Origin of the sequence: Nocardiopsis sp. NPDC006938 (assembly GCF_042869555.1) — a bacterium.
Taxonomy (GTDB): domain Bacteria; phylum Actinomycetota; class Actinomycetes; order Streptosporangiales; family Streptosporangiaceae; genus Nocardiopsis.
Map to the genome: position 1 here is coordinate 391,751 of NZ_JBIAGA010000005.1, position 26,327 is coordinate 418,077.

At 73.7% G+C, this 26,327-nt stretch carries 21 protein-coding genes; 12 read left to right on the forward strand and 9 right to left on the reverse strand.

Annotation, left to right across the window (positions count from 1 at the left end; translation table 11 throughout):
* Positions 1-362 precede the first annotated feature (362 nt).
* The 3 genes from ACFYL4_RS11165 to ACFYL4_RS11175 all read left to right on the forward strand — a co-directional run bounded on the left by ACFYL4_RS11165 (position 363) and on the right by ACFYL4_RS11175 (position 3,394).
* Positions 363-1,370 (forward strand): NlpC/P60 family protein, encoded by a 1,008-nt coding sequence (locus ACFYL4_RS11165; protein ID WP_357766007.1) that lies wholly within the window; start codon positions 363-365, stop codon positions 1,368-1,370.
* A gap of 89 nt (positions 1,371-1,459) precedes the next feature.
* Positions 1,460-1,630 (forward strand): hypothetical protein, encoded by a 171-nt coding sequence (locus ACFYL4_RS11170; RefSeq protein ID WP_357766009.1) that lies wholly within the window; start codon positions 1,460-1,462, stop codon positions 1,628-1,630.
* 96 nt (positions 1,631-1,726) lie between these two features.
* On the forward strand, positions 1,727-3,394 hold the full coding sequence (locus tag ACFYL4_RS11175) for a glycosyltransferase (RefSeq protein ID WP_387518202.1): 1,668 nt from the start codon (positions 1,727-1,729) through the stop codon (positions 3,392-3,394).
* Between the two features lie 45 nt (positions 3,395-3,439).
* On the opposite strand, the gene pstS is transcribed toward ACFYL4_RS11175, so the two are convergent.
* Positions 3,440-4,582 (reverse strand): phosphate ABC transporter substrate-binding protein PstS, encoded by a 1,143-nt coding sequence (gene pstS, locus ACFYL4_RS11180; RefSeq protein WP_357766014.1) that lies wholly within the window; start codon positions 4,580-4,582, stop codon positions 3,440-3,442.
* A 302-nt stretch (positions 4,583-4,884) separates the two neighbouring features.
* Here pstS and treY point away from each other — a divergent pair, with 302 nt between their 5' ends.
* From treY to ACFYL4_RS11200, 4 genes are read left to right on the forward strand one after another with little or no spacing between them, the layout of a single operon-like run.
* Positions 4,885-7,230, forward strand: coding sequence for a malto-oligosyltrehalose synthase (treY, locus tag ACFYL4_RS11185; RefSeq protein ID WP_387518204.1), 2,346 nt, complete (start codon positions 4,885-4,887; stop codon positions 7,228-7,230).
* A gap of 58 nt (positions 7,231-7,288) precedes the next feature.
* Entirely contained in the window at positions 7,289-8,185 is an 897-nt protein-coding gene (locus ACFYL4_RS11190) for a 3-keto-5-aminohexanoate cleavage protein (protein WP_357766021.1), read from the forward strand.
* Positions 8,186-8,214: 29 nt separating this feature from the next.
* Complete coding sequence (locus ACFYL4_RS11195) at positions 8,215-9,204, forward strand: 3-hydroxyacyl-CoA dehydrogenase NAD-binding domain-containing protein (RefSeq protein WP_387518205.1); 990 nt, start codon at positions 8,215-8,217, stop codon at positions 9,202-9,204.
* On the forward strand, positions 9,201-9,653 hold the full coding sequence (locus ACFYL4_RS11200) for a thioesterase family protein (RefSeq protein WP_387518206.1): 453 nt from the start codon (positions 9,201-9,203) through the stop codon (positions 9,651-9,653). Before ACFYL4_RS11195 ends, ACFYL4_RS11200 begins: the two co-directional genes overlap by 4 nt.
* A gap of 99 nt (positions 9,654-9,752) precedes the next feature.
* Here the strand turns inward: ACFYL4_RS11200 and ACFYL4_RS11205 are convergent, their stop codons facing one another.
* Complete coding sequence (locus ACFYL4_RS11205) at positions 9,753-10,586, reverse strand: MerR family transcriptional regulator (RefSeq protein WP_387518207.1); 834 nt, start codon at positions 10,584-10,586, stop codon at positions 9,753-9,755.
* 170 nt (positions 10,587-10,756) lie between these two features.
* Between ACFYL4_RS11205 and ACFYL4_RS11210 the strand changes: the two genes are divergently transcribed.
* Positions 10,757-11,575 (forward strand): putative RNA methyltransferase, encoded by an 819-nt coding sequence (locus ACFYL4_RS11210; protein ID WP_387518227.1) that lies wholly within the window; start codon positions 10,757-10,759, stop codon positions 11,573-11,575.
* A 121-nt stretch (positions 11,576-11,696) separates the two neighbouring features.
* Positions 11,697-13,490, forward strand: a complete 1,794-nt coding sequence (treZ, locus tag ACFYL4_RS11215; protein ID WP_387518228.1) for a malto-oligosyltrehalose trehalohydrolase — start codon at positions 11,697-11,699, stop codon at positions 13,488-13,490.
* Between the two features lie 35 nt (positions 13,491-13,525).
* Here treZ and erm read toward each other — a convergent pair whose 3' ends face one another.
* Complete coding sequence (gene erm / locus ACFYL4_RS11220; protein WP_387518208.1) at positions 13,526-14,395, reverse strand: ErmE/ErmH/ErmO/ErmR family 23S rRNA (adenine(2058)-N(6))-methyltransferase; 870 nt, start codon at positions 14,393-14,395, stop codon at positions 13,526-13,528.
* Between the two features lie 513 nt (positions 14,396-14,908).
* Here erm and ACFYL4_RS11225 point away from each other — a divergent pair.
* A complete protein-coding gene (locus ACFYL4_RS11225; protein ID WP_387518209.1) occupies positions 14,909-15,610 on the forward strand; it encodes a class I SAM-dependent DNA methyltransferase in 702 nt (233 codons plus the stop codon).
* A 19-nt stretch (positions 15,611-15,629) separates the two neighbouring features.
* Here the strand turns inward: ACFYL4_RS11225 and ACFYL4_RS11230 are convergent, their stop codons facing one another.
* Positions 15,630-16,460, reverse strand: a complete 831-nt coding sequence (locus tag ACFYL4_RS11230; protein WP_387518210.1) for a phosphotransferase enzyme family protein — start codon at positions 16,458-16,460, stop codon at positions 15,630-15,632.
* Positions 16,461-16,501: 41 nt separating this feature from the next.
* Complete coding sequence (locus tag ACFYL4_RS11235; RefSeq protein ID WP_387518229.1) at positions 16,502-17,716, reverse strand: MFS transporter; 1,215 nt, start codon at positions 17,714-17,716, stop codon at positions 16,502-16,504.
* A gap of 176 nt (positions 17,717-17,892) precedes the next feature.
* Between ACFYL4_RS11235 and ACFYL4_RS11240 the strand changes: the two genes are divergently transcribed.
* Positions 17,893-18,462 carry a winged helix-turn-helix domain-containing protein gene (locus tag ACFYL4_RS11240; protein WP_357769889.1) on the forward strand — a complete coding sequence of 190 codons (570 nt, stop codon included), beginning with the start codon at positions 17,893-17,895 and terminating at the stop codon, positions 18,460-18,462.
* 12 nt (positions 18,463-18,474) lie between these two features.
* On the opposite strand, the gene ACFYL4_RS11245 is transcribed toward ACFYL4_RS11240, so the two are convergent.
* Both ACFYL4_RS11245 and ACFYL4_RS11250 read right to left on the reverse strand, forming a co-directional pair.
* A complete protein-coding gene (locus ACFYL4_RS11245) occupies positions 18,475-20,730 on the reverse strand; it encodes a DUF6351 family protein (protein ID WP_387518211.1) in 2,256 nt (751 codons plus the stop codon).
* Between the two features lie 222 nt (positions 20,731-20,952).
* Positions 20,953-21,513, reverse strand: coding sequence for a pyridoxamine 5'-phosphate oxidase family protein (locus tag ACFYL4_RS11250; protein ID WP_357769893.1), 561 nt, complete (start codon positions 21,511-21,513; stop codon positions 20,953-20,955).
* A gap of 359 nt (positions 21,514-21,872) precedes the next feature.
* Between ACFYL4_RS11250 and ACFYL4_RS11255 the strand changes: the two genes are divergently transcribed.
* Positions 21,873-22,529 carry a response regulator gene (locus ACFYL4_RS11255; RefSeq protein ID WP_387518212.1) on the forward strand — a complete coding sequence of 219 codons (657 nt, stop codon included), beginning with the start codon at positions 21,873-21,875 and terminating at the stop codon, positions 22,527-22,529.
* A gap of 18 nt (positions 22,530-22,547) precedes the next feature.
* On the opposite strand, the gene ACFYL4_RS11260 is transcribed toward ACFYL4_RS11255, so the two are convergent.
* Together ACFYL4_RS11260 and ACFYL4_RS11265 are read right to left on the reverse strand one after the other, a co-directional pair.
* A complete protein-coding gene (locus tag ACFYL4_RS11260; RefSeq protein ID WP_387518214.1) occupies positions 22,548-24,302 on the reverse strand; it encodes a GAF domain-containing protein in 1,755 nt (584 codons plus the stop codon).
* Between the two features lie 304 nt (positions 24,303-24,606).
* Entirely contained in the window at positions 24,607-26,256 is a 1,650-nt protein-coding gene (locus tag ACFYL4_RS11265) for an FG-GAP repeat domain-containing protein (protein WP_387518215.1), read from the reverse strand.
* Positions 26,257-26,327: the final 71 nt, after the last annotated feature.

A 26,327-nucleotide genomic window follows, 5' to 3' on the forward strand; every position in this document is an offset into this window, starting at 1 on the left:
GACGCCACCCTCGCGCCCGGCGGGGTTCCGGGCCGGTCCGCCCCCGGGGCGGCGGGGGCGGGTCGCCCAACGGGAGGTCACGGACGGGTCGCGTCCGGTCCGAGGGATGAATTAGTGTTCCCCCAGGTCGGAACGCCCCGGTTCGTCACCACCAGGGTGACAGCGTACGGCCTGCCGTTGCGCCCCGCTCAGCAGCTGTCCTCTTCCCAGGAGCGGGGGCCGTCACGACGCCCGGCGTCTTCACGCGACCCTTCCCGTCGCCGCCGGTACCCCTCCGCCACGCATCCCCGCGCCGTCCCTCGGCGCGCCTTCGGGATGCCCGCGTGCCGGTAAACGGGTGTGGGAGAAAGGCAGTCGGTGCTGTGACTCGCAACCCCGAACCCACCCGCCGCCTGACGACGGTCGGCTTCGTCGCCCTCGGCGCCGTGGTCCTGTCCTCCGGCGTGGCCCTGGCCGACCAGACCGAGTCCGAGGCCCGTGAACGCTACGAGGAACTCCAGGAGGAGCTCTCCGGGCTGAACGCGGACTACAACGAGGCCAAGGAGGACCACGCCGCGACCGAGGCCGAGCTGGAGGACCTCCAGGAACGGCTCGACCAGGCCCAGGAGGAACTGGACGCCAAGTCCGGCCAGGTCTCGGTGATCGTGCAGGGCGCCTACACCGGCGCCACCCACAGTTCCATGGGAGTGCTGTTCGGCGGCGACGCCGACAACGCGCTCCAGAACATCGCCGACCTCGACTACCTGTCCGAGGGGCAGCAGGCGACCCTGGCCGACTACGTGACCGAGGTCGAGAACGCCGAGGAGCTGTTCAACGCGGCTGAGGCGACCGAGGAGGCCGCGGCCCAGTCCCTGGCGGCCGCCGAGGAGGCGGTGGCCCAGGGGGAGGCCGCACTGGAGGAGCAGGCCGAGGTGCTGGAGAGTCTGGGAGGTGTCGACCCGACCGTGGGCGAGGACTCCGGGACGGGCACGGACGGCGGTTCCGCCGGAGCCGCGGTCGCCGTCTCCGGCGACGTCCAGGCCGTGCTCGACTTCGCCCGCGCGCAGATCGGCAAGCCCTACGTCTGGGGCGGTACCGGTCCCAACGGCTACGACTGCTCCGGCCTGACCCAGGCCGCCTGGGCCCAGGCGGGCGTGAACCTGCCGCGGACCACCTACGACCAGGTCAACGCGGGGACCCCGGTCTCGCGCGACCAGCTCCAGCCGGGCGACCTGATGTTCTTCTACAGCGTCTCGGCGCCGAGCCACGTGGGCATCTACTCCGGAAACGGCAAGATGATCCACGGATCGAACCCGTCGAAGCCTCTGGAGGAGGTCTCCCTGGCCGCCTACTGGGACGGTGTCTTCACCAGCGCCGTCCGCCCCGGCTAGGGCGCTCCCGCGCTGGCTCCCCGGTCCGCCCCCTCCCGGAGGGCGGACCGGGGTTCCGCCGGAGGCGGCGGCCGCGTATTCTTCCGCGCATGGGTCGTCTCGTTCTCAGGGTCGCCGCCGGTGTCGCGGTCGTCGTCGCCCTCTTCTGGTTGCTGTCGGTGATCGTCGGCCTGCTGGTGTGGGGCGTCATGATCGCCCTGGTCGCCGGTGTCGTCCTGTTGGGCGTACGGATGCTCAGGTCCCAGGCACAGGGCCGGTGACACAGCGACGCGGGGTGACACTCACTCTGTGTGGGGAAACATCGCTATAGTGACTCTGTGTCACTGAATAAGCACGTAGGGTCTCATGTTGACGGGGTGTCCCACCGCGGCCGGGTGGAACGGGTCGCCACCCGTGTGTTCCGCAACGACTGGAGCGCGCTGACACCCCCCGCCACCGGCCGCTGGACACCCGAACTCACCGTCAGTGTCATCATCCCCGCGCGGGGCGGCCAGGAACGGCTCGACCTGGCACTGGCCTCGCTCTCCGACCAGACCTATCCCGAACACCTCTTCGAGGTCGTGGTCGTGGACGACCACTCCGCGCCACCGCTCACGCTCCCCGACGTCCGGCCCCGCCGCTGCCGCGTGGTGGCCGCGCCCGACGGCGGTTGGGGCGCCGGATACGCACGCGCCTACGGAGCCCACGCCAGCACCGGCGACGTCCTCATGTGGATGGACGCCGACATGGTCGTCTGCCCCGAGTTCGTCGAGGCCCAGGCGCGCTGGCACCACGCCCACGCGGAGTGCGTCACCCTCGGCCGCGTCCGTTTCAGCGACACCGACCCGCACGAACCCGACGCGGTCCTGGCCATGGCACGCGCCGCGGACGCGCAAGGAGCCCCGGACACCGGCGGCCGCCACGACTGGATCGAGCACCTGCTCGACCAGAGCGACGACCTGCGCGACGCCGACCACCTCGGATTCCACGCCTACCTGGGTGCCGCCGCCGGGGTCCGGCGCAGCCTCTACGAAGCCGCGGGCGGGGTCGACCCCGACCTCGACCTCGGCCAGGACACCGAGTTCGGCTACCGGCTCTGGCAGGCCGGAGCCGTCATGGTCCCCGAACGCGCCGCCACCGCCTGGCACGTGGGCGCGGCCTCCACCGCGCGCACCCGCCTGCCCTCCGAGCGCTTCCGCACCGAGGTCCTCGCGGAGCTCATGCCCCACCCGCACGCCTACCGGGAACGGGTCCCCGAGGCCCGACGCCGCACCCCGCTGGTCCACGCCGTGGTGGACGTCGCAGGCGCCCCCTACGACCTGGTCCGGGGGTGCGTGGACCGGCTGCTCGGCGGTACCGAGACCGACCTCGCGGTCACCCTGGTCGCCGACTGGGAGGGCGTCGGGGCGGCCCCGGGCACCTTCGAGGGGCCCCAGCTCGACCTGCGCCTGATCCAGGCCAACTACCTGCGGGAGCCGCGCATCTCCTTCGCCGCCTCCGCTCCCAGGACCGGATTCCCCTCGCCGTTCCTGCTCCAGGTACCCGTGGCGTGGGGGCTGGGCGAGCTCGCCCTGTCGCGGCTGCTGGCCAGCGCCGAGCGCGCCCGCGCCGGACTCACCGAACTGTTCCTGGCCGCCTCGCCCACCCGCGACGCGGGGGTGCGGCTCTGGCGGACCCGCGCGCTCGCCCGGGCCATGCGGGTGTGCGGCGAGGACGAGGACCTCGCCGACGTGGTCGCCGAGCTCCACGGCCGTTACCGCATCCACGGAGGCGAGGGCACGCTCACCGATCTGACCCTGCACCGGTCCGTCCCGCCACCGCCCCGGGCCGCCGCGGACACCCTCCTGCCCGTGCCCGCCGACCCCGAACCCGACGGACCGGCCGAAGAGGGGGACGACGGCACTGGGACAGGGCGTACCCGACGCCGCTGGCGCCGCCCCCGCCCGCGCGGGTCGGTACGCGCCCGGCTGCGCGGGCTCTGGCACCGCGCCTGCCGGGCGTGCGGCCGCCAGATGCCCGACGACGACCCGGACGGGGGCACGTAGACGGGCGCGCCACCTCGGTGACGCGCCCGGGGGCCACCGCCCCCGCTAGGAGCCGATCGCGTCGATGGACGCCAGCAGGTCCTCGCGCAGCGCGTCGTTGACCGGAGTCGAGTCCGTCTCCTCCGAGGCCGCCTCCTGGCCCTCGGGGCTCACCACGTACCGCAGGAACGCCCTGACCCGCTCGGCCTCGCCCGCGTCCGGGTAGTCCAGGCACACCGTCTCGTAGCTCACCAGCACCAACGGGTAGCTGCCCGGTTCCGTGGTGCCGTAGTCCAGGTCCAGGGCCAGGTCGAACTCACTGGTGTTGTCCTCGCGGCGCGGGGAGTCCGCCACGACCTTGGCGGCCGCCTCCGGCGCGATGTCCACGAACTCGTCGCCCACGCCGATGCTGGCGGCGGGGAGTCCGTGCAGGTGGGACATCTCCACGTACCCGATCGCGCCGTTCGCGCGCGAGACCGTGTCGGCGATGCCGCTGTTGCCCTGTGCGGACTCGCGCGGGGTGATCGGCCACTGGCCGCCCGCCTCGTGCGGCCACGCGTCGGGGGCCGCCTTGGCGAGGTAACGGGTGAAGTTCTCCGTCGTACCGGAGTCGTCGGCCCGGTTGACCTGCGTGATCGCCAGGTCCGGCAGATCGAGGTCGGGGTTGTCCTGAGCGATCCGCGGGTCGTCCCAGCGCGTGATGTCCTGGTTGAAGATCATCGCCAGGGTGTCCGGGGACAGGTTGAGGTGCTCGATCCCGTCCAGGTTGAACACCACCGCGATCGCCACCACGTACGCGGGCAGGTTGATGGTGTCGGACCCCCCGCAGCGCGACACGGCGTCCGCGTTCTCCTCGGGGTCCATCGCCGCGTCGGTCCCGGCGAAGGTCACCGCGCCGTCGATGAACTGGTTGCGGCCGCCGCCCGAGCCGATCGAGTCGTAGTAGATGCGAGCGTCCTCACAGGCCGACTGGAAGCCCGCGATCCACGTCGTCATCGCGTTCTCCTGGGCACTGGACCCGGAACCGTGCAGGCTCCCCGAGAAGCACTCCAGGTCGTCGGGGACCTCGGGCCCCGCCCCCTGGACGGCGTCGTCGCTGCCGCAGGCGGTGGACGCGAGCAGAAGTCCGGCCAGCGCGGCCGAGGCGGCCGCGCCCCGGCGGGTGCTGGGACGGCGCTGGGTGCGGGTGCGCTTGTTGGACGGGAGCACGCTGCTTCTATCCCCTTCGTCGGAGTCGGTGGGCCTCGGCACCGGCGACCACCGGCCGCCGGTTCCCGGCGCGTCGTCGCTGGTGACGGAAGACCGCCGATGAATTTAACCATTGTCGGACGCTCTTCCCCAACGCGGGTGTGTGCGGAACCGGACGTGTCCGTGGCGGCCCGGAGGACGCCGGGTGGACGGGAGGTGAACGAGGGGTTCTCCGCCGGTGAAGGCTGCCGGGCCGGGCCTTCCGACACGGGTGGCGCAGGACAGGTATGACACGCCGAACGGCCGGGCACTGATCCTGGGTGATGAGCGCGCACAGCACCGGCCCGAACGGCCCCCAGGCACCCACGTCGACCTACCGGCTCCAGTTGGGGCCGGGTCTGGGCCTCCCCGAGGCCACGGCCCTCCTCGACCAGCTGCACCGGCTCGGAGTGGGCGCGGTCTACCTCTCTCCGCTCCTCGCGGCGGCGCCCGGATCGGACCACGGCTACGACGTGGTGGACACCACACGCGTCTCCGAGGCGCTGGGAGGCGAACGGGCGCTCTCCGCGCTCCTGGAGCGGGCACGCGAGCTCGGCGTGCGCGTGGTCGCCGACATCGTGCCCAACCACATGTCGGTGGCCCGCCCCGACGCCAACCCGTGGTGGTGGGACGTCCTGGAACACGGACGGGACTCCGTGTACGCCCGCTGCTTCGACCTGGACCACGACTCCGGGCCCATCCTGGTGCCGGTCCTGGCCGACGACGGCGACGACGGCCGCGCGGCCCTGTCCGAGCTCACCCTCACCGACGGCCACCTGGTCTACTTCGACCTGCGCTTCCCGCTGGCCCCGGGGACCCACGCCCCCGGTGACGACCCCGCCGACGTGCACGGACGCCAGCACTACCGGCTGGTCTCCTGGCGGCGCGGGGACAGCGAACTCAACTACCGCCGCTTCTTCGACGTCGACCACCTGGCCGCCGTCCGTGTGGAGGACCCCGGGGTCTTCGACGCCGCCCACGCCGAGATCCTGCGGTGGGGCGTGGACGGGCTGCGGGTGGACCACGTGGACGGGCTCAGCGACCCCGGGGGCTACCTGCGCCGCCTCGCCGAACGCTTCCCCGGGTGGATCGTGGTGGAGAAGGTCCTCGCGCCCGGAGAGACCCTCCCCGCCTCCTGGCCGGTGGCCGGGACCACCGGATACGACGCCCTACGCACGGTCTGCGGGGTGTTCGTCGACTCCGACGCCGAACCCGTCCTGACGTCGCTGGCCCGCGACCTCGGCGTGCCCACCGACACCGGGGCCGTCGACCACCAGGCCCGCTCCCACGCCGCCAACGAGCTCCTGCGCACGGAGGTCCGCAGGATCGCGGCGACACTGCCCGCCGCCGAGGGCGCCGAGGAGGCCGTCACCGAGCTCCTCACCTCCTTCGACGTGTACCGCTCCTACCTGCCCGAGGGCGAGCCGGCCTGGTTCCGCGCCGTGCGCGCCGCCGCCGAGCGCCGCCCCGACCTCCAGCCGGTCCTCAAGACACTGGACCGCGCCGTCCGCGACGACCCGCACGGCGAGACCGCCCGCCGCGTCCAGCAGACCAGCGGCATGGTGGTGGCCATGGGCACCGAGAACACCGCGTTCTACCGGGCGACCCGCTTCGTCGCCCTCAACGAGGTCGGCGGCGACCCCGCTCGCTTCGGTGTGGCGCCCGACGCCTTCCACGAGGACAACCTGCGCCGTGAGGCGGCCGAACCGCACACGATGACCGCACTCTCCACCCACGACACCAAGCGTTCAGAGGACGTGCGCGCCCGGCTGGCCGTCCTCTCGGAGATCCCCGCCGAGTTCGCCGACGCCGTCCGCCGCTGGAGCGCACGCGTCCCGTTGCCCGAGCCCTCCCTCGACCTCCTCGGCTGGCAGACCCTCCTGGGCGCCTGGCCGCTGAGTGACCAGCGCCTGGTGGACTACCTGCTCAAGGCCGCCCGCGAGGCCCGGCTGGGCACCTCGTGGACGGCTCCGGACCCCGACTTCGAGGACCGCGTCCGCTCGTGGCCCGAGCGGCTGCGAGCCGACACGGGCCTATACGCCGAGGTCGCGGCCCTGGCGGAGTCCCTGCGCGAGCCGGGCTGGAGCAACGCCCTGGGGCAGAAGGCCCTCCAGCTGCTGGGCCCGGGCGTGCCCGACGTCTACCAGGGCACCGAGCTGTGGGACCTGTCCCTGGTGGACCCGGACAACCGCAGGCCCGTGGACCACGCGGTCCGCGCCGCGCTCCTGGATCGCCTCGAACAGGGGTGGCGCCCGCCCGTGGACGACACCGGGGCCGCCAAGCTCCACGTGGTCCGGACCTGCCTGCGCACCCGCCGGGAACTGCGCCCCACGGGCTACCTTCCGCTGGCCGCCCAGGGGCCCTCGGCGGGGCACGCCCTCGCCTTCGCGCGCACCCCCCGGGGAACCCGCGAGCCCGGCCTGGCGGTGGTGGCCACCCGCCTGCCGGTGACCCTGGCCGACGCCGGGGGCTGGGCCGACACGGTGCTCCCCCTGCCCTCGGGACCGGGGGAGTGGACCGACCGCCTCACCGGCCGCACGCTCGCCCCCGAACGCGTGGACGGCCTCACGACCGCCCGCCTGTCAGAGGTGCTCGACCACTACCCGGTGGCCGTCCTGGTCCGGCGGTAGAGCCCTTCCGGAGCCGGCCCGGCGCCGGCTCCGTCCCCCATCACCGAGAAGGAGCCCCTTGAGCGACACCCTCAACCCCACACCCATCCTGACCTGCGCCCTCACCGGCGCCGGAGACACCGTCGGCCGGAGCGAGCACGTACCCGTGACCCCCAGGGAGATCGCCGCGTCGGCGGTGGAGGCGGCGCGGGCCGGAGCCAGCGCGGTGCACATCCACGTCCGCGACCCCGAGACCGGCGCGCCCTCCCGGGACAACGCCCTGTACCGCGAGGTCGTCGACCGCATCCGCCAGACCGGGGTCGACATCGTCATCAACCTCACCGCGGGCATGGGCGGCGACCTCGTCCTCGGCCAGGACGACCCGCTCCGGTTCGAGGAGGGTACCGACCTGGTCAACGGCCTGGACCGGCTCCCGCACGTGGAGGAGCTGCTGCCCGACATCTGCACCCTGGACTGCGGCAGCCTCAACTTCGGGGACGGCAGCCAGGTCTACGTCTCCACCCCGGACATGCTGCGCGCGGGCGCCCGGCGCATCCAGGAACTCGGGGTCCGCCCGGAACTGGAGATCTTCGACACCGGCCAGCTGTGGTTCGCCAAGACGATGTACGCCGAGGGCCTCATCGACGACCCGACGATGTTCCAGCTGTGCACCGGCATCCCCTACGGGGCGCCGTCGGACCCCGGCGTGCTCCTGTCGATGGTGAACCTGCTCCCCGAGGGCGCCCACTGGGCGAGTTTCTCCATCGGTCGCGGACAGATGCCCTGGGTGGCCCAGTCGGTGCTGCTCGGCGGACACGCCCGGGTGGGTCTGGAGGACAACCTGTACCTGAGCCGGGGGGTGAAGGCCACCAACGGCCAACTCACCGAGCGGGCGGTCTCCCTCATCGAGGGGCTCGGCGCCCGGGTGGCCACACCGGCCGAGACCCGCGCCATGCTCAAGCTCCGCGGCGCCTGACCTCCCCCTTCACCCCCTTGAGGAGCACCATGTCGGAGAACGCGAGAACCACCCCCGAGGACGTGCGCACGGTCGCCTGCGTCGGTGCGGGCGTCATCGGCGGCGGCTGGGTCGCCCACTTCCTGGGCCGCGGCTACCGGGTCGTCGCCTGGGACCCCGACCCCGGAGCCGAGGACGGGCTGCGCGCCCTGGTCGCCTCGGCCTGGCCCGCGTTGGAGGAGCTCGGACTGGCCGAGGGCGCCGCCCAGGAGAACCTGCCGGTCGCGGCGACACTGGCCGAGGCGGTCGCCGACGCCGACTTCGTCCAGGAGAGCGCCCCCGAACGCCTCGACCTCAAGATCGGCCTGCTGGCCGAGATCGACGCCGCCACCCCGGCGGGCGTGGTCATCGCCTCGTCCACCTCCGGCTACGGCATGAGCGAGATGCAGGTGGCCGCCCGCACCCCGGAGCGGCTCGTGGTCGGCCACCCCTTCAACCCGCCCTACCTGGTGCCCCTCGTCGAGGTCGTCGGCGGAGAACGCACCCGGGGGTGGGCCGTCGACTGGGCCGCGGACTTCTACCGGGTCGCGGGCAAGTCGGTGATCGGCATGGACCGCGAGCTTCCCGGATTCATCGGCAACCGCATCCAGGAGGCCGCCTGGCGCGAGGCCCTGCACATGGTCGCCGAGGGTGAGGCGACCGTGGAACAGATCGACCGGGCGATGACCAGCGGGCCCGGTCTGCGCTGGGCCTTCTTCGGGCCCTGCCTGACCTTCCACCTGGCCGGAGGAGAGGGCGGGATGGCGCACATGCTCGACCACTTCGGGCCGTCCCTGAAGGAGCCGTGGACCCGCCTGGAGGCCCCCGAACTCACCGCTGAGCTGCGCGACCGCATGGTCGCGGGCACGGACGAGGTCGTGGCCGGGCGCTCCACCGCCGAACTCGTCGCCCAGCGCGACCGGCGTCTGATCGCGGTGGCGCGCGCCCTGGCGGAGGTCGAACGGGCCGAGGCGGCCGAGCCAACGCGAGGCGGCGCGTGAACACGACCCTCACCCGGCGGCTGCGGCCCGAGTGGATCGACTACAACGGTCACCTCAGCGAGGCCTACTACGTCCTGCTCTTCGGGTTCGCGACCGACGCCCTCATGGACCGGGTCGGTCTGGGAGCGGCCTACCGCGACGCGTCCGGCTGCTCGCTCTACACCGTCGAGGCGCACGTGCGGTACCTGCTGGAGGTCGGTGCCGACGCCGAGGTCCGGGTCCGCACCCGGGTGGTCGGACCGGAACCCGGCCGCCCCGTGGGCAGGAAGGTACGGATCTGCCACGAGATGCTGGTGGCGGGCGCCCTGGTGGCGACCGAGGAGCTGATGGCGCTCCACGTCGACCGGGGGCGAGGAAGGGCCGTGCCCTTCCCCGAGGAGGTGGCCGCCCGCCTGGCGGCCCTCGCCGAACCCGCCCCCGACTACGCGGGCCGCTCCGTCGGTTCCTAGGCGGAGCTTCGGGACGTGGGAGCGGGGCGGAGTCCGTCCCGGCGGGCCCGGTGAACGCGCCCGGACGTCATGAACCCGGCCGATGCCGGACGGCGCGGGTCACTCCCACAGCGCGTTCTCCGGATCGACGCCGTGCGCGCGGGCGTTGGCGTTGACGGCGTCGCGCAGCCACACCGCCAGCCCGGAGGCGATGCCGTCGTAGTGCGCCCGAAACCCCGGGTCGTCCACGTTGGTCTGGGCGAGGATCACCTGCATGGAGTGTGTGCAGTCGAAGTAGGCGCCCATCGACTCGCGGTGCCGTTCGGCCAGGGCGTTCGCCTCCGTGCTCGCCGGTGCGACACCGGTGCGTACCGCCTCGGCCAGGTCGGCGTCGAGTGCCCTGACCCGCTGTGCGACCAGCCGCCAGTCCTCGGCGGTGCGGTTCGCGGCCCGCTCGGCGAACTGCGCCCACTGGCGGGTCGCGCCCCAGCGTTCGCGGGCCCGGGCGGCCCAGGAGGGCTGCCAGTGCGCCCCGAAGACGTCGATCTGCTCCCGCGCCGACAGCAGCACGCCCTCCTGCCTGGCCCGGGCCAGGCGTTCCAGGGCCTCCGCCATCCGCTCCAGCTCGCGAACGCGCCCGCGCAACCGGTCCCGCTGGTGGAGCAGGGACCGCGCGGCCTCCTCGGCGTCGGCGTCCAGCAGCCGGGCGATCTCCTCCAACGAGACCCCGAGGTCCCGGTACACGCGCACCCGGTGGATACGGGCCACGTCCTCGGCCGTGTAGATCCGATAGCCCGCCGCGCTTCGCTCACTGGGGCGGGCCAGGCCGATCTCGTCCCAGTGGTGCAGCGTCCGGACCGTGACCCCCAGGAGGGAGGCGACCACTCCCACGGTCGTGGCCCGATCGTCCGCGCCGCCTCGACTCGTCGGCTGTCGCACCGGCCTCTCACCCATGAACACAAGCTATCCGCCCGGCCGCGCGGGTCGCACTCGTGCGCGGACACGACCGGCGGGTTCGGAGTTCGGCCTCGCCCGGGCGGTGGGAACCGGTCCGGGCCGCGCGGTGCCCCGCGCTCGGTAGGCTGACCGTGATCATGACGAAGAAGACCGGCCCCGAGCTGCGCATGCCCGCCGCCCTGGCGGCCTCCCTGACCTGCCCCGTCTGCGCGCTCCCGCTGGACCAGGGGCTCACCTGCGCGCGGGGCCACAGCTTCGACGTCGCCCGGGAGGGCTACGCGAGCCTGCTCACCGGCGCCACCCCGCCCGGGTCCGGCGACACCAGGGAGATGGTCGCCGCCCGCCAGCGCTTCCAGGAGCGTGGCCACTACGACCCCCTCGCCCGGGCACTGGCCGAGGAGCTCGCCGGGCGCCGCGTCATCGTCGACGTCGGCGGCGGCACCGGCCACTACCTCACCCGCATTCTCGACGAGCTTCCCGACGCCGTGGGGCTGACCACCGACGTCTCCAAGTTCGCCGCCCGACGGGCCGCCCGCGCGCACCCGCGCGGCGGAGCCGTCACCGCCGACTCCTGGCGCCGCCTGCCGCTGGCCGACCACACCGCCGACGCGGTGACCAACGTCTTCGCCCCCCGCAACGCGGCCGAGTTCCGCCGAATCCTGCGGCCCGGCGGGGTGCTGCTGGTGGTCACCCCGGCCCCCGACCACCTGACCGAACCCCGCGCGGCCCTGGGGCTGCTCGACGTCGACCCCCGCAAGGACGAACGCCTGGCCCAGAGTTTGGAAGGCCACTTCACCCCCGTCGCCACCCGGGAGCTGCGCTTCACGATGGACCTGGAGCACGAGGACGTCCGGACCGTGGTGGGGATGGGGCCCAGCGCCCGGCACGTGACCCCCGAGGAGCTCGCGGGGCGCGTCGCCGAGCTACCCGAGCCGTTCGCCACGACCGCCTCGGTGCGCCTGGGCACCTACCTCAGGTCCCCGTAGGGCGTGGCCGGGGCGGTGGCTCGGGCGCATCCCGCCGGGGCGCCGCCCTCGCGGGCCCGTGGACCGGTCGGCGTGGCGCGCGGGGTACCGGGGTAGGCCACTCCCCGTGAACGAACCGGTCATGCCCGCCACCCCGCACTCCAGTCACGCCGACACCGCGCCTCACTCTCCTGGTCGCGGTGTGTGCGGCGACTTCTCCGTCTGGGCGCCCCGGGCCGAGCGCGTACGCGTACGCGCCGACGGCTCCGACCACCCGATGGAACGCGCCGACGACGGATGGTGGCACGCCCGGGTGGAGGGCGCCGGACCCGGCACCTCCTACGCCTACCTCCTCGACGACGACCCCCAACCCCTGCCCGACCCCCGCTCCCTGTGGCAGCCCCACGGGGTACACGGGCCCAGCCGGGTCCTCGACCACACCGCCCACACCTGGAGCGACCACACCTGGACCGGTCGGCCGCTCGCCGGGGGCGTCGTCTACGAACTCCACGTCGGCACCTTCACTCCCGAGGGCACCCTCACCGCGGCCGCCGACCGCCTCGACCACCTGGCCGACCTCGGCGTCACCCACGTCGAACTCCTGCCGCTCAACGCCTTCGACGGAACCCACGGCTGGGGCTATGACGGCGTCCTGTGGTCCGCCGTCCACGCCCCCTACGGCGGCCCCGACGCCCTCAAGGCGTTCGTCGACGCCTGCCACCGCCGGGGTCTGGCCGTCCTCCTGGACGTCGTCTACAACCACCTCGGCCCCTCGGGCGCCTACCTGCCGCGCTTTGGGCCCTACTTCTCCGGGGAGAACGACTGGGGGCCCTCCCTCAACCTGGACGGCCCCGACTCCGACCCCGTCCGGCGGCTGGTCCTCGACGGCGCCCTGGACTGGCTGCGCCACTACCACCTGGACGGGCTCCGCCTGGACGCCGTCCACGCCCTGCGCGACGACCGCGCGGTGCCGCTGCTCGCCGAACTCTCCGCCGAGGTGGAGGCGCTCGCCACCGGTCTGGGACGCCCCCTGTCCCTGGTCGCCGAGTCCGACCGCAACGACCCGCGCACCGTCCTGGCCAGGGAGGCGGGCGGGCTCGGCATGACCGCGCAGTGGTCGGACGACCTCCACCACGCCCTGCACGTGGCGCTCACCGGGGAGAACCACGGCTACTACGCCGACTTCGAGGGCCCCTCGGTCCTGGCCGAGACGCTGCGCCGCGTGTTCTGGCACGACGGGACCCGCTCCACCTTCCGGGGACGCGGCCACGGAGCCCCGGTCGACACCGCGCGGTTGCCCGGGAGCCGGTTCCTGGGCTACCTCGGCACCCACGACCAGATCGGCAACCGGGCCCGGGGCGACCGCATGGGCGAGCACGTCTCGCCGGGCCTACTGGCCTGCGGTGCCGCACTGGTCCTGTGCTCGCCCTACACTCCGATGGTCTTCATGGGGGAGGAGTGGGCGGCCACCACCCCCTGGCCCTTCTTCGCGTCCTTCGCCGACCCCGACCTGGCCGAGGGGGTGCGGCGCGGCCGCCGCCGCGAGTTCGCCGCCCTGGGCTGGGCGGAGGAGGAGGTCCCCGACCCGATGGACCCGGCCACCCGCGACAGCGCCGTTCTGGACTGGACCGAACCGTCGCGGGAACCGCACGCGCGCGTGCTGGAGGTCCACCGGGCCCTGATCGCCCTGCGCCGCGCCGAACCCGAGCTCGCCGACCCGCGCCTGGACCGGTTCCGCGTGGACGCCGACCGGGACGGACGTGTGCTCACCCTGCACCGGGGATCGCTGCGCCTGGTGTGCAACCTCGGCGACCGGGAGGCCGCGGTGGATCTGGGAGCCGAGCCGCGCGCGGTGGTGCTGGACTCCGGGAGAGCCAAGATCGAGGCGAGTACGGTCACCGTCCCGGAGGAGTCGTTCGCCGTCCTGCGGATGTGAGCGGGGTCGGCGGGCCCGCGCCGACCCCGCTCACATCACCCCCGGTCGTGGCGGCGCGGCGTCGTTCGGTGTGCGGGACCGGACAGGGTCTCGAAGATGGTGACCCACTGGTCGGGGCGCACCATCCCCACCGGTGCGGCGCCGGGCACGCCCGCCGCCCCCAGCGCGGCGGCCACCCGCCGGGCCGGGTAGCGCCGGGACAGCGACGCCGACAACGACCCGCCCACGCCGCCGAAGCCGAGTTCGACCACGCGCCGGTACTCGCCCCGGCGTCCGACCGGAAGCAGGGGCGCGGTCCTGCGGGTCAGGACCAGCACGCCCGCGTCCACCCGGGGCACGGGCCGGAAGCGGTTCCGGTCGATCCGCCCGGCCAGCCGCCACGACCACCACGGCCAGGTGAGCACGGTGACCAGGCTCCACCTCCCGTAGGCCCCGGAGCGCTTGCGGGCGTACTCCAGCTGGGTGACGAGGGTGGCCGACCTCAGCCCGGGCGCCTCCAGGCACCACCGGACGATGTCGGAGGTCCGGGAGTAGGGGATGTTGCCGACCACCGCGAACGGCTCGCGGGGCGGCCGTGACCGTGTGAAGTCGCCGTGCTCCACCCGCACGCCCCGGGCCGGGTCGCGGTAGCGCTCGGCGAGCCGCGCGGCCAGGCGGGGGTCGAGTTCGTGGGCGACCACCCGCCGGGCGGCGGCCGCGAGGAACCGGGTGATGGCGCCCTCACCCGGGCCGACCTCGACCACGAGGTCGTCGGGGCCCACGCCGGACAGCCGCACGACCCAGCGCGCGGTTCCGGGGTCGGCGAGGAAGTTCTGGGAGAGGCGCCGCCGGTGGTCCGGACGGGCGTTCCCCCGCTCGGGGGCGTTCCTGCGGTGATCGGTGGTCCTGCGGGAGTGGCGTGCCACGCGTGGTCCGTTCTGCCGCCTTCGGGGGCGGTCTGACGAGGACGGGCAGCACGGACCGGCGCCTCACCCCCAAGGGGGCGGGCGCACCGGTGGAACCGGGGGGACCGCGACCGCCCGTCCGAAGGAAGGGGACGGGGGCGGGCCTGGACCGGTGGGTGGCTCTACACGGGCGCGTCGGCGGCACGCGTCACGCCGGGGACGTGAGGCGTGCCGAAGCGACCTCCCCTGGCACCGCCGACGTCGCCCCCGGGGAAAGCGGGGTGCGGAAACGGCGGTGCGCTCGGAGGGGTTTCGCTACCGGTCCAGTGGAACGGACCGCGGACGGGTGAAGTCGTGGGCGACCACGGGCCAGGCGTGCTGGCCGCGAACGATCGCGTTGAAGGCTGCCATGGACAGCACGGTAGACGGGGCGCGGACGGCACCGCAACGGGTTTTCCCACGGCGCCCGGGCACCGCCGTGGCGCATCCGAAACCGCTCGCGTGCGGGCTCCGTCCCCGGTCATACTCGGGTCCATGCCTGACTTCTCGGACTTCGACACCCGCCACTACCGCACGGTCGACGTGGTCACCGGCTACGACGGTTGGTCCAGCACCTACGAGGACTCCGTGCTCGACGCCATGGACCTGGCCCTGCTCGACGGGCTCCGCGCGCCCGACTGGTCCGGGGTCCGCCGCGCCGCCGACCTCGGCTGCGGCACCGGCCGCACCGGGGCGTGGCTGCGCGGCCGGGACGTGGCACACGTGGACGGTGTCGACCTGAGCGCCGGAATGCTCGCGTTGGCGGCCCGGCGCGGCGCCCACGACACCCTCACCCAGGGCGACGTGCGCGCCACCGGCCTGCCGGGCAACAGCTACGACCTGGTCATCGCCTCACTGATCGACGAGCACCTGCCCGACCTCGCGCCCCTCTACGCCGAGGCCCGACGGCTGACGAGGCCGGGCGGGCGCTGCGTGCTGGTCTCCTACCACCCGCAGTTCATCATGGCCTCCGGCATGCCCACGCACTTCACGGACGCCACGGGGGAGGAGGTCGCCATCACCACCCACGTGCACCTGATCGGCGACCACGTGAGCGCGGCGCTGGCCCACGGATGGCGGTTGGAGGAACTGGACGAGGCGGTCGTGGACGAGGGCTGGGTGGCGGCCAAACCCCAGTGGGAACGGTTCCGCGGCCACCCGATCTCCGCCGCGTTCGTGTGGGTGCGGCCCGACTGACCCCGCCGAGCCCGGGGGGTCACGGCGCCGACAGGGCCGCCTCCCACCGCTCCCGGTGCCGTTCGACGTAGTCGGCGGCCGGGCCCCAGTGGTCGGCGTGCCCCTCGGCGTGCAGGCGGGCCCAGGGCTGCCGGCCGGTTCGCGCGCCCTCCTCCAGGACCGTGAACATGCCCCGCACCCGCAGCAGCGCCGCGCCCGGGAGGGCACGGCGCTGTTCGGCGTCGCAACCGTAGCCGTCCGCCAGGGCCCGCAACCGCGCCCCATCCGCCTCGGGGTCGCCGCCCGCGTGAAGGGGGACGAAGCCGTGCGCGGCGTACCCGAGGTCGCCCATCCTGCTGGCCGGACCGGCGCCGTCCCAGTCGATGAGGCACCACGACTCCGGCCACGGGTCGTCCGCGCGGGAGTCCTCACCCCGCACCAGGTTCCAGGGGGCGAGGTCGTTGTGGCAGACCACCTCGGGTTCCTCGGGAGGGAAGAGCTGGTCCCACACGGAGCCCTCCGGGGGCCGGAATCCGGCGGTGAGGTCGTGCAGCCGCCGGGTCATGGCGCCCAGCGACCGGAGTTCCGCCTCGGTCATCGGCGGCATCCGGTCGGCGAGGGTGCCGGGTACGTACGCCAGCCGCTGGAACCCGGCCGGGCCCTCCCCGTACGCGTCGGGCGCTCCGGAGAACCCCCGATCCCGCAGGTGGCGCAGGAGCGCGGTCACGGCCGGGGAGGAGGCCAGCCAGGGCTTGAGCACGGTCGCGCCCACGCGCAGGACCCGGGCGGCGACGTTGCCGCCCTCCAGGACCTCGACGTCGTCGGTGGGCCCGAACCGGGGCGAGGGGGTGGAGCGGTCGTCGTCGCGCATGCGGCCATCCTCACCGGAGCGGCCGGACCGGGTCCATCGGATTACCGTTCCGGTGCCTGACCCGCGCGGGACAGGGCCGCCTCGTCCAGCCGGAACAGCGGGACGAGCAGGACGAGCGTGAGCGCCCCCATGCAGAGGAACACCGCCCTGAGCCCGAGGACCTCGGCGACCAGACCGCCGGTCAGCGCCCCCAGCGGCATGGTGCCCCAGGCCAGCAGCCGGTAGACGCTGTTCGTGCGCCCCATCAGGGCCGCCGGTGTCAGGCGTTGGCGCAGGGACACGGTGATGACGTTCCACACCGTGATCCCGACTCCGCCGACGAGGAAGCCGATCGCCACCGGCCACACGTTGGGGGTCAGCCCGGGGGCCGCCACCATAAGGGCGAACAGCAGGACGCACGATCGCAGGGACCAGGCCCGGCCGAGCACGCGCTCACCCCACTCGGCCGCGAGCGATCCCAACAGGCTTCCGGCGGCCGTCGCGGTCAGGAGTACGCCGTAGGCGGGTTCGCTCAGACCCATGGGGGAGTCCGGACCCACCGCGTACAGCACGATGATCGCGAACACGGCGCTGGTGGCGAAGTTGGAGATCCCCACCATGACGGCGAACGACCGTAGGAGGCGGTGGTGCCACAGGAACCGCAGCCCCTCGGCGATGTCGGCCCGCACCGTGGTGGACGCGCCCGAGCGGTCGACCCGAAACCGCCCCCGTACCAGCAGGAGCAGGCCCACGGCGGCCACCCACAGCGCGGCCGGGGTCACGAAGGCCAGGGCCGCGCTCAGGGCCACCAGAGCACTGCCCAGGGGCGGGCCGACGAACTGGTTGGCGGTCAGCTCCACCGCGTACAGGCGTCCGTTGGCACGGGAGAGCCGGTCGCGGTGGACCATCTGCGGCAGGATCGACTGGGCCGAGGTGTCGTACAGGGTCTCGGCCGTTCCGACGAGGAAGGCGGCCGCGTACAGCAGCCAGACGGACCCCGCGTCCAGGAGCAGGCCGACGGTGAGCAGCAGGACGAGGGCGCCGCGCGCGAGGTTGGCGCAGAGCATCGCCCACCGCCGGTCCACGCGGTCGGCCAGGGCCCCGGCGGGCAGGGCGCAGAGCAGCCAGGGCAGGCCCAGGGCCGTGGTGACGCCCGCGATCAGTACGGGGGAGTCGGTGAAGCGCAGGGCCGTCAGGGGCAGGGCCACCCGCATGACGCCGTCGGCCAGGTTCGAGAGCCCGGAGGAGGTCCACAGCCGCCGGTAGGCGGCCCCCAGCGGGCCGTGGGCGGCGGGCGGGGGCGCGGGGTCGGGGCCGGGAGCGGAGGAGCCGGTGCCGTCGGGAGGGGGGTCGGGCGCGGGCCCTTGGGGGGAGGACATGAATCGAGATTGACAGATCGATTGAGAAATTTCAATCGATCCGGTTCCGCGTCACCACCCGCTAGGCTTCCCCCATGGCAGACCCGGACCCAGAGCAGCCCACGGAACGGAACGACCCCCCCGCCCCGAACCGACGCCGCCGGGCCACCGCCCGCGAGGCCAAGGCCCTGGGGCACCCGCTGCGCCTGCGCATCCTGCGTCTGTGCCTGATCGCCGACCGCACCAACCGCGAACTCGCCGACCGGCTCGACACCAACCCCGGAACCGTGCTCCACCACGTTCGCACGCTGGTGGACGTCGGGTTCCTCACCGCCGAACCGGTCCGGCAGGGCGCCTCCGGGGCCCTGGAGAAGCCCTACCGCGCCACCAACGCGACCTGGTGGTTGGACGACCCCCTCCGCGACATGGCCGCCGAGGAGCGCTCATCACCGCTGGACGTGTTCACCTCCGAGCTCGGCGCGGCCGATCCCGACACCGTGCAGATCCTCGGGCGGTTCGCCCTGCACCTCAACGACGAGGAGCGCCACGAGTTCAACCGGCGCCTCCTGGCGGTCGTCGACGAATACGTGGTCAGCGACCACGAACGCCGGGACCGGCCCCTCTACGGGGGAGGGCTCATCCTGCACGGGATCTCCGAGGACTGACGCGCCCCGGGGTCAGAAGGACTGCCAGGTCCCCCTCGGCGGACGCTGCCCCTCGCCCGGCACCGACCAGTCGCAGACCCCCTCGGCGAACACCTCCCCGGCCCGCTCCGCCTGCCGCTCGTCGAAGTCCGCCGGATGCGCCGCCTCGTCGAAGGGGGTCAACCGGCACTTCACGACGTCGGAGGCGAGCGGGCCGCCCGCCACCGTCCTCGGTGAGCCGTACGTGGGGAAGGCGTCGGCGCAGCGGTCGCCACGGCCCTTCGGCCACGGCCTCTGCGGAGCCACCACGCGCTCGTCCCCGACCCAGCACGAGTCGGTCAGCCACTCCGGGCGGGTGCGGCGCAGCCGGTCGGCCGGGGCCGTCCCGGGCTTCTCCAGCGCGAGCTCCCCGGCCGCCGTGACCCACGCGTCGAGCTCGGTCAGGGCCCGTCCCGCCACCGGCCGGTCGGCGGAGAACACCCCGCCGCTGTGCTCCTCGACCAGCATCACGTGGTTGTCGGCGTCGCCGTTGGCCGCCAGCAGCCGTTCGCGGGTGCTGAACGAGTGGTACCGCATGTGGATGTCACCGTCGGGCGCGTGGTCCTGATAGGGCCGGTGGTCCACGACCGGGATCTCCGCGAGTCCGCCGCCCCCGTACAGCAACCGCCCGGAGGCGTGGGCGGACCGTACCGCCGACGCGTCCCCCACGGTGCGCTCGGGCACCACCGCGCCGTCGCCGTCGAACCCGCCCACGTGCTCGTTCAGGTGCAGGAACCGGTCGACGTCGATGACCCCGTCGACCAGGGCCGACAACCCGTACTGCACCCCCACGTTGTCCAGGGGGCGCCGGGGCGTACCGGAGTCCGGGTCGGTGCCGTAGACGTTGCGGGCGTGCGAGAACACGTCGCAGCGCGCCCCGTCCGGGTGGTCCCGGGGGTGGTAGCGCTCCTCGGCGGGCAGCGCCGACGGGCACACGCCCCGCGGGTCGATCCGCGCGGCCGCGTCGGCCATCGCCCCGATCCCCTCCCACGTCCCGAACCCCGACACCGCGCGCAGCTCCTCCCGGCTCAGGGCGTCGGGGTGGGCCTCGGCGTAGGTGCGCAGCAGGAGGGCGTCGGTGACCGCCGGAACCGTCGAGAAGCCCACGTCGGGGTAGCTCTGGGAGACCACGATCCCGTCGAGGAGACCGGGGTAGTTGTCCGCGATCTGGTGCGACTGGTAGGCGCCCCCCGAGGACCCCCAGCCCAACGTGTGGTCGGGGACCCCGTGGGACAGGACGAACCGCTGCTTGACGGCGCTCATCGTCTCGGCCGCCAACAGGTCGTCGCAGTTGTTGCCGAACACGTTCAACGAGGCCGAGGCCACCGCGTACCCCTGGGACAGCATGCCGTGGTCCACCACCCCGGCGGTCCGGGCCCCCTGCACGAACCAGCCGCCCGGGCAGCCGCCGCCGAACGTGTACACCAGACGCCGGTTCCACCCCTCGGGCGCGTTCCACGGATCGGGACCGGGCTCACGCGGGTCGTGCAGGACCGCGGTCTCGTACACCGCGCGGTTGGCGGTTCCGGTCTCCACGCGGACCGTGTACGGCACCCGCTCCCCGGTCGAGGTCGTGGTGTGGGCGACGTCGGAGGGCAGCACGTCCTCCCGTGGCAGGGGAAGGAACCGGCCGTCGACCGAGCGGTACACGTAGCCCGCCACGGTCCGCGCCGAACAGTCCTCGTCCAGTGGAGCGCCCAGATCACCGCCCCAGGCGAGCGCGAAGGACCCGGTCTGGCAGACGAACGGGTCCTGGTGCGGACCGGCGAACACCGGACCGGCGGCGGGATGGCTGGTGACCACCACGCGCCCCTCGCCGGGGGCGCCCGCCCCGTGCGCGGACACCGCCTCGTCGGTGAGCCCGGCCACCAGCGCGGTCGTCCCCTCGGGTAGTCCGGTCACCACCCCCTCCAGCACGTGCCCGTCGCCGGGCGCGTGGACCGGGCGCAGGGTCTCGGTGACGTCGGACCCGTCCGCCTCCAGCCGCACCTGGTGCGGTTCGGCCGGGGGAGGCACCTCCACGCGGACCAGGGCGGTGCCGCCCGCGACCGCGTCCGGACGGGACGACAGCACGCGCACCGCCAGCGCGTCCGTGCCCGCCTCCCCGGCCGGAACGCCGGGCGCCGCCGACGGCGGCAGGGTCAGTGCCGTGGCCTGGTGGAGCAGCAGCGGCGTACCGGAGACCGTGAGGAGGGTGGCCGTGACGGCGGCGCCCGCGCCCAGTGCGACCCGCCCCCACGCGCACCTCAAGGGGCGGCCTCCGCGCCGGAGCGCGGGGCCGCAGCGCGGTGACGGGGAAGACCGGTGTCGCACGGGACGATCGTCTCCGCGCGACACGGGACCGGGTCGGGGACACTCCGGCGGTAAGGCGGGCTTTGTGCTCCCATGCCGCCACCGATACCCCGTTCCAGGGGAGGAAACACCCCGAAACGGCGCCCGGGTTCACCGGGTCCGGCCCCTGGTGTCCCCTTTTCAGGTGCGGTGGACCTCCCGCCCGGTCAGTCGCCCCGGGACGATCTTCAGGACCTGGTCACGCGGCCCCTCCGCCCAGGGGTGCGGCAGCCTCCCCTGGGGGATGCGCTCCAGCTCGGCCCGCTCGCGCACCCATCGGCAGCGGCCGGACGCCAGCACGCTCCACCCCTCGTGCCGCTCCTCGTCGAAGTGGTCGATCTGGAAGGCCGCGTGTCCGCGCGCGTGGCGCATGATGGTTCCGGCCAACGTCGACCGCAGGATGATGGCGTCGTCGACCAGCGCGTAGTTGACCGGCAGCACGGTCGGCGCGGCGTCGCCCTCGATGGTGAAGGCGACCCGACCGATGTCGTGCGCGGCCAACAGGTTGAAACAGGTCTGGCGGGCCAGGACCGTGAAGGCCGTGTCGCGCTCCTCCGCGAGGTCGGCCCCGGTCCTCAACCGGTCGCTGTCCGCGAGCCCTTCGGTGCCCTCCGAGGCGCTCCTCTGCTCCGGCGGAGACGCCGATCCCGTCACCCAACTCCGGTCCTGAGCAGAGACGCCGCTATCGCTTGTTCCCGTCATCACGACCCCCAGAAGTGGCCTGCCCTCGGTTCCGACCCTTGCCATCGTCGCTGGTCGCGGCCGTCGAGAAGGAGGGTCGCGAGCCCTCGGCGCGACGGAGAAGGTCCCCATGTGCGGACTACCCGCCGGGACGCTCGCCCCAAACAGAAAAGGACGTTCGACTCATAGGTCGCGAATCTGAATTGTCTAGTCTGGGAGGCGCACCGTGATGTCGCACGGCCGGGGCCCCGCCGCCGGCCCTTCCGTCACGCCCCCAACCGATTGGGGACGGAGGCGACCCACGACCCCGTGCGAACCACGACCCGAGGCGGCCGCGCCGCCCCCGGTCACCGCATCCAGCGCTTGAGGAGGTGGGCCCGATGGTCGCCGACACGCCGATCCGGGTGTTCCTGGTGGACGACCACGAGATCGTCCGACGAGGGGTCGGAGCGCTCCTCGACGAAGAGGGCGGCATCGAGGTGGTGGGCGAGGCCGGGACCGCGGCGCAGGCCCTGGCCCGGGTCCCCGCCCTCGAACCCGACGTGGTCGTGCTCGACGTCCGGCTGCCCGACGGCGACGGCGTCACCGTCTGCCGCGACATCCGCTCGATGCTCCCCGACACCCGCATGCTCATGCTCACGTCCTACTCCGACGACGAGGCCCTCTACGGTGCCGTCATGGCGGGAGCCTCCGGCTACATCCTCAAGCAGATCCACGGAACCGACCTGGTCGGCGCCGTGCGCACCGTCGCCGAGGGCCGCTCCCTCCTCGACCCCGAGTCCACCACCCGCATGCTCGAACGGCTGCGTGCCGAGGCCGGGCGCAAGGACCCGCTGGGCGAACTCACCGAACAGGAGCGGCGCGTCCTCGAACTCATCGGGGAGGGGCTCACCAACCGGGAGATCGGCTCCCGGATGTACCTGGCCGAGAAGACCGTGAAGAACTACGTGTCCCGCGTCCTGGCCAAGCTCGGCATGGCACGCCGCACCCAGGCCGCCGCGTACGCGGTGCGGCTGTCCATGAACCAGACCGCCTGACCGGCGCGGCGGGCCCGGCTACGGCGCCCCGCCGCCGGTCCGGGACGGGACCGACCACTCCACCGAGGTGCCCCCACCCGGCCCCGAGTCCACCGACGCCTCCCCGCCCAGTTCGAGCGCCCGCGAGACGACGTTGCGCAGCCCGCTGCGGTGCGTGCCCTCCCGGATGCCCCGACCGTCGTCGGAGACCCGCAGTACCAGACGGTCCTCGTCCACCGTGACCTGCACGTCCACCGACGCCGCCCCCGAGTGGCGGGCGGCGTTCGACAACAACTCCCGCAGCACCGCCACGAGATGGGCGCCGGTGGCCTCGTCCACCCCGTTGTCCACCGGTCCCTGGGTCAGCAGCCTCGGTGCGAAGCCCAACGACTCCGTGGCGGAGTTGACCACCTCCAGCACCCGCGACCGCAGGGACGGCGCGTCGTCGCCGACCGGGCTCTGGAGGGCGAAGATCGTGGACCTGATCTGCCGGATGGTGTCGTCCAGGTCGTTGACGGCCGACCGCACCCGCTCCGACGACGTGGTGTCGTCGATCCGCCGCACCGTTCCCATCAGGGTCAGGGCCGTGGCGTACAGGCGCTGGATCACCGTGTCGTGCAGGTCCCGGGCGATCCGGTCCCGGTCCTCCAGCACGCTCAGCCGCTCCGAGTCCAGCCGTGCCTCGGCCAGTTCCAGGGCGACCGCCGCCTGGTCGGCGAAGGAGGACAGCATGCTCAGCCAACTGCTCTGGAACGGCTCCCGGTCCCGGTCGCGGCCGAGCACCAGGACCCCGCGCGCGCCCTCCGGGGGGCCGAAGGGCAGTACCAGTGCCGGGCCCATCCCCAGGCGGTCCAGGAACCCCGCCCCGAGGTGCTCGAACTCGGCCACGTCCGTCCGCACCGGGGTGCCGCTCAGGTAGACCCGGCCCAGCAGGGTGTCGGGTTCACGGGGAAGGGCCGCCCCCGGTACCTGGCCGCACGGGTCGTCCGTGCCGTCCCACACCCGCACGGTGAGGGTCTCGGGTTCCTCACCCGGCATGGCGATCACGGCGAGGTCGGCGTGGGCCATCACCCGGGCCCGCCGGGCCACCAGCCGCAGGACCTCCTCCGGGGCGGCGCCGGACAGCAGCCGGGTGGTGATCTGACCCGAGGCGTCCAGCCAGGTCTCCCGGCTCTGGGTCTGCGCGAAGAGCTGCGCGTTCTCGATCGCCGTGCCCGCCGCCGTGGCCAGGGCCCGCAACAGGAGTTCGTCGTCTCCGGTGAACTCCGCGCCGCCGACCTTGTCGGTCATGTACAGGTTGCCGAAGACCTGGTCGCGGATGCGGATCGGCACTCCGAGGAAGGTGTGCATGGGCGGGTGGCCCGCGGGGAAGCCCCGGGACTCGGGGTGGTCGCGCACGTCGCGCAGCCGCAGCGGCCGGGGTTCCTTGATGAGCAGCCCGAGGATGCCCTCGCCCTCGGGCCAGTGCTCGATGTGGTCGATCTCGTGCGGGGTGAGGCCCACCGGGATGAACCGGCTCATGTTCCCGTCCGGGCCGATCACGCCGAGCGCCCCGTAGCGGGCCTCCACGAGGCTGGTCGCGGTCTCGGTGATCCGCAGCAGGAGGGGTTCGAGCTCCAGGCCCTCGCCGATCGACACGACCGCCTCCAGGAGGGTGCGGATGCGCTCCTGCGTGCGGGAGATCTCCGACATCCGGGACCGGACCTCGTCGAGGAGGTCGTCCAGGCGTACCTCGGGCAGCGACAGCCGGTCCTGCCCGAGGGGGCGGTGGGGATCGCCGTCTGTCACGCGCATGAGACTCTTTCCGGCAGCTGTCCAGGGGCCGCCACCGAGTCTAGGCGCGCCCCGGGGGCGCCCGTCGCCGCCTCCGCCCCCGCCGGGTGCGCCGGGTCACCCCGGCTGAACTGGTCGTTCGCCCAGCTGGGCCTCCTTGGAGCACAAGTGCCGAAGGGCCTTCCCAGAAAGGACCTTGGGCTCGCCCCGCATGCGCCCCACCGTCGGCCCGTGGCGGGTGGTCGAGCGCGCGGGGCCGGTCCGGGCGTGGTCCACGACCCGAACCGGCCCCCGCTCGAAGACGGTCCCGCTGGCCTTCCCGGTCCTACAGCCCCTCGGTGGTGAACTCCACCGGCTCCGGGTCGAACCCCTCGGGGCCGCCCCGGTGGAGCGCGTAGCCCGCGGCGTCGTCGGGCGCGGCCGGGTGCACCGTGCTCAGCAGCAGGTCGGGGTGGCCGTCGCCGTCGTAGTCGGCGAGCGCGTGGGCGCGGTAGGAGCCCAGGTCGCCGCGCTCGGGTACCGGCAGGGCCGACGCCCCCTCGCCGGTGAGGCCCTCGGGGCCGCCGAACAGCAGGGTCGCGCTCTCGAAGGAGTGGAACGGCCCGGTCATGACCACGGCGTCGTCGTACCCGTCGCCGTTGACGTCGGCCACCAGGAGGTCGTTGCCGAACCCGTCCCCGTCCTCGGAGTCGCCGGGAACACCCTCGGTGTCGAGGGTGATCCGGGTCGGTGCGGCGTCCAGGAAGCCCTCGGAGCCCGCGTAGGCGTCGACGTGGCCCGGGTGCAGCTCGTCCTCGTGACCCGGCTCGTTGTTGGGGATGCCGCTCACCCCGACGAGCAGGTCGGGGCTGGCGTCGCCGTCGACGTCACCGGTCGCGTACGCGTGACCGGGCGCGGTGTCGCCGACGACCTCCTGCGCGGGGCCGTCCGGTCCCGAGCGCAGCACCAGGTGGGGCGCGGGGGACTCGTCGAAGTTGCGCACGAGCAGTAGGTCCAGCGCGGCGTCGCCGTCGGCGTCGACCACGTCGAGGTCGGCGTCCCCGGCGTCGTCGGGCAGCGGCACCTCGCGGGTCTGGGCGGGGGAGCCGTCCCGCTCGAAGGGACCCCGGTGGAAGGCGGCCTCGTACTCGCCGATCGGGCTGCCCTGGAGATGGTCCAGGACGGTGACGTCGGTCCTGCCGTCCCCGTCGAAGTCGCCGACGACGAGGGACACGGCGTACATGTCGCTCGGGTCGTCCTTGTCCAGCCAGGGCAGGGGCTGGGCCTGCCCGGTGGGGCCCTCGGGGCCACCCCACACGACGTACCCGCTCCCGGCGTCCACGATCAGGTCGGCGTGGCCGTCGCCGTCGAGGTCGCCCGTGCCCAGGACGCTCATGGGCTCGCCGTCGTCGGCCAGCCCCAACTCGGCGCGGGTCAGGGTGACGGAGCGGTCGGGGGAGAGCCCGTCGGTGCCGCCGAGCAGCGCGCCGACGTAGGGTTCGCCGGTCCCGTCCGTACCGGAGCGTCCGCTGATCGGCAGGTCGGGGTGGCCGTCGCCGTTGACGTCGACCGTCGGCGCGGGGTCGGCACGGGTGCCGGAGGCGCCGGTGTTCTCGGCTTCGCTGAGGTCGGTGGTGGGGGCGCCGCAGGCGGTGGCCAGCAGGACGAGCGCGGCGGCGCTCAGGGGAAGGGTGCTCAGTGGGACGGTGGTGCGCTGAACGATGGGGGCCTCCCAGGGGCGGGGGAACGGTGGAACCGTTCGGTTCGTGGGCGGTAGGCCGTGCCAGGGGGCGTTCGCCGGTTCGGGGGCGGGGTTCCGGGGCGCTCCTGGGGCCGTACCGGTGTCCCTTCCGTGTACTCCCCGGTGGATAAGTCCGACGTGAAGGCGGAGCCGTCGGGGTGGGCGACCCCCACCGCGACGGGTCCGGGAGCGGTTCGGGGCCGTGCGCGGCGAGGGGCCGGGGCGGCTCACCTTGGGTTCTAGTGGTCGTCGCAACACCCCAGTTCAAGGGGTGCTATGCACTTTCGAATCCGCGAGGACCGAACACCGCAGGGACGAACGAAGCT

Coding starts and splice junctions, on each gene's coding strand:
- ACFYL4_RS11170 (WP_357766009.1), top strand. CDS start 1,460: ATGGGTCGTCTCGTTCTCAGGGTCGCCGCCGGTGTCGCGGTCGTCGTC.
- treY (WP_387518204.1), top strand. CDS start 4,885: ATGAGCGCGCACAGCACCGGCCCGAACGGCCCCCAGGCACCCACGTCG.
- ACFYL4_RS11195 (WP_387518205.1), top strand. CDS start 8,215: ATGTCGGAGAACGCGAGAACCACCCCCGAGGACGTGCGCACGGTCGCC.
- ACFYL4_RS11205 (WP_387518207.1), bottom strand. CDS start 10,586: ATGGGTGAGAGGCCGGTGCGACAGCCGACGAGTCGAGGCGGCGCGGAC.
- ACFYL4_RS11210 (WP_387518227.1), top strand. CDS start 10,757: ATGCCCGCCGCCCTGGCGGCCTCCCTGACCTGCCCCGTCTGCGCGCTC.
- treZ (WP_387518228.1), top strand. CDS start 11,697: ATGCCCGCCACCCCGCACTCCAGTCACGCCGACACCGCGCCTCACTCT.
- ACFYL4_RS11225 (WP_387518209.1), top strand. CDS start 14,909: ATGCCTGACTTCTCGGACTTCGACACCCGCCACTACCGCACGGTCGAC.
- ACFYL4_RS11230 (WP_387518210.1), bottom strand. CDS start 16,460: ATGCGCGACGACGACCGCTCCACCCCCTCGCCCCGGTTCGGGCCCACC.
- ACFYL4_RS11240 (WP_357769889.1), top strand. CDS start 17,893: ATGGCAGACCCGGACCCAGAGCAGCCCACGGAACGGAACGACCCCCCC.
- ACFYL4_RS11250 (WP_357769893.1), bottom strand. CDS start 21,513: ATGACGGGAACAAGCGATAGCGGCGTCTCTGCTCAGGACCGGAGTTGG.
- ACFYL4_RS11255 (WP_387518212.1), top strand. CDS start 21,873: ATGGTCGCCGACACGCCGATCCGGGTGTTCCTGGTGGACGACCACGAG.
- ACFYL4_RS11260 (WP_387518214.1), bottom strand. CDS start 24,302: ATGCGCGTGACAGACGGCGATCCCCACCGCCCCCTCGGGCAGGACCGG.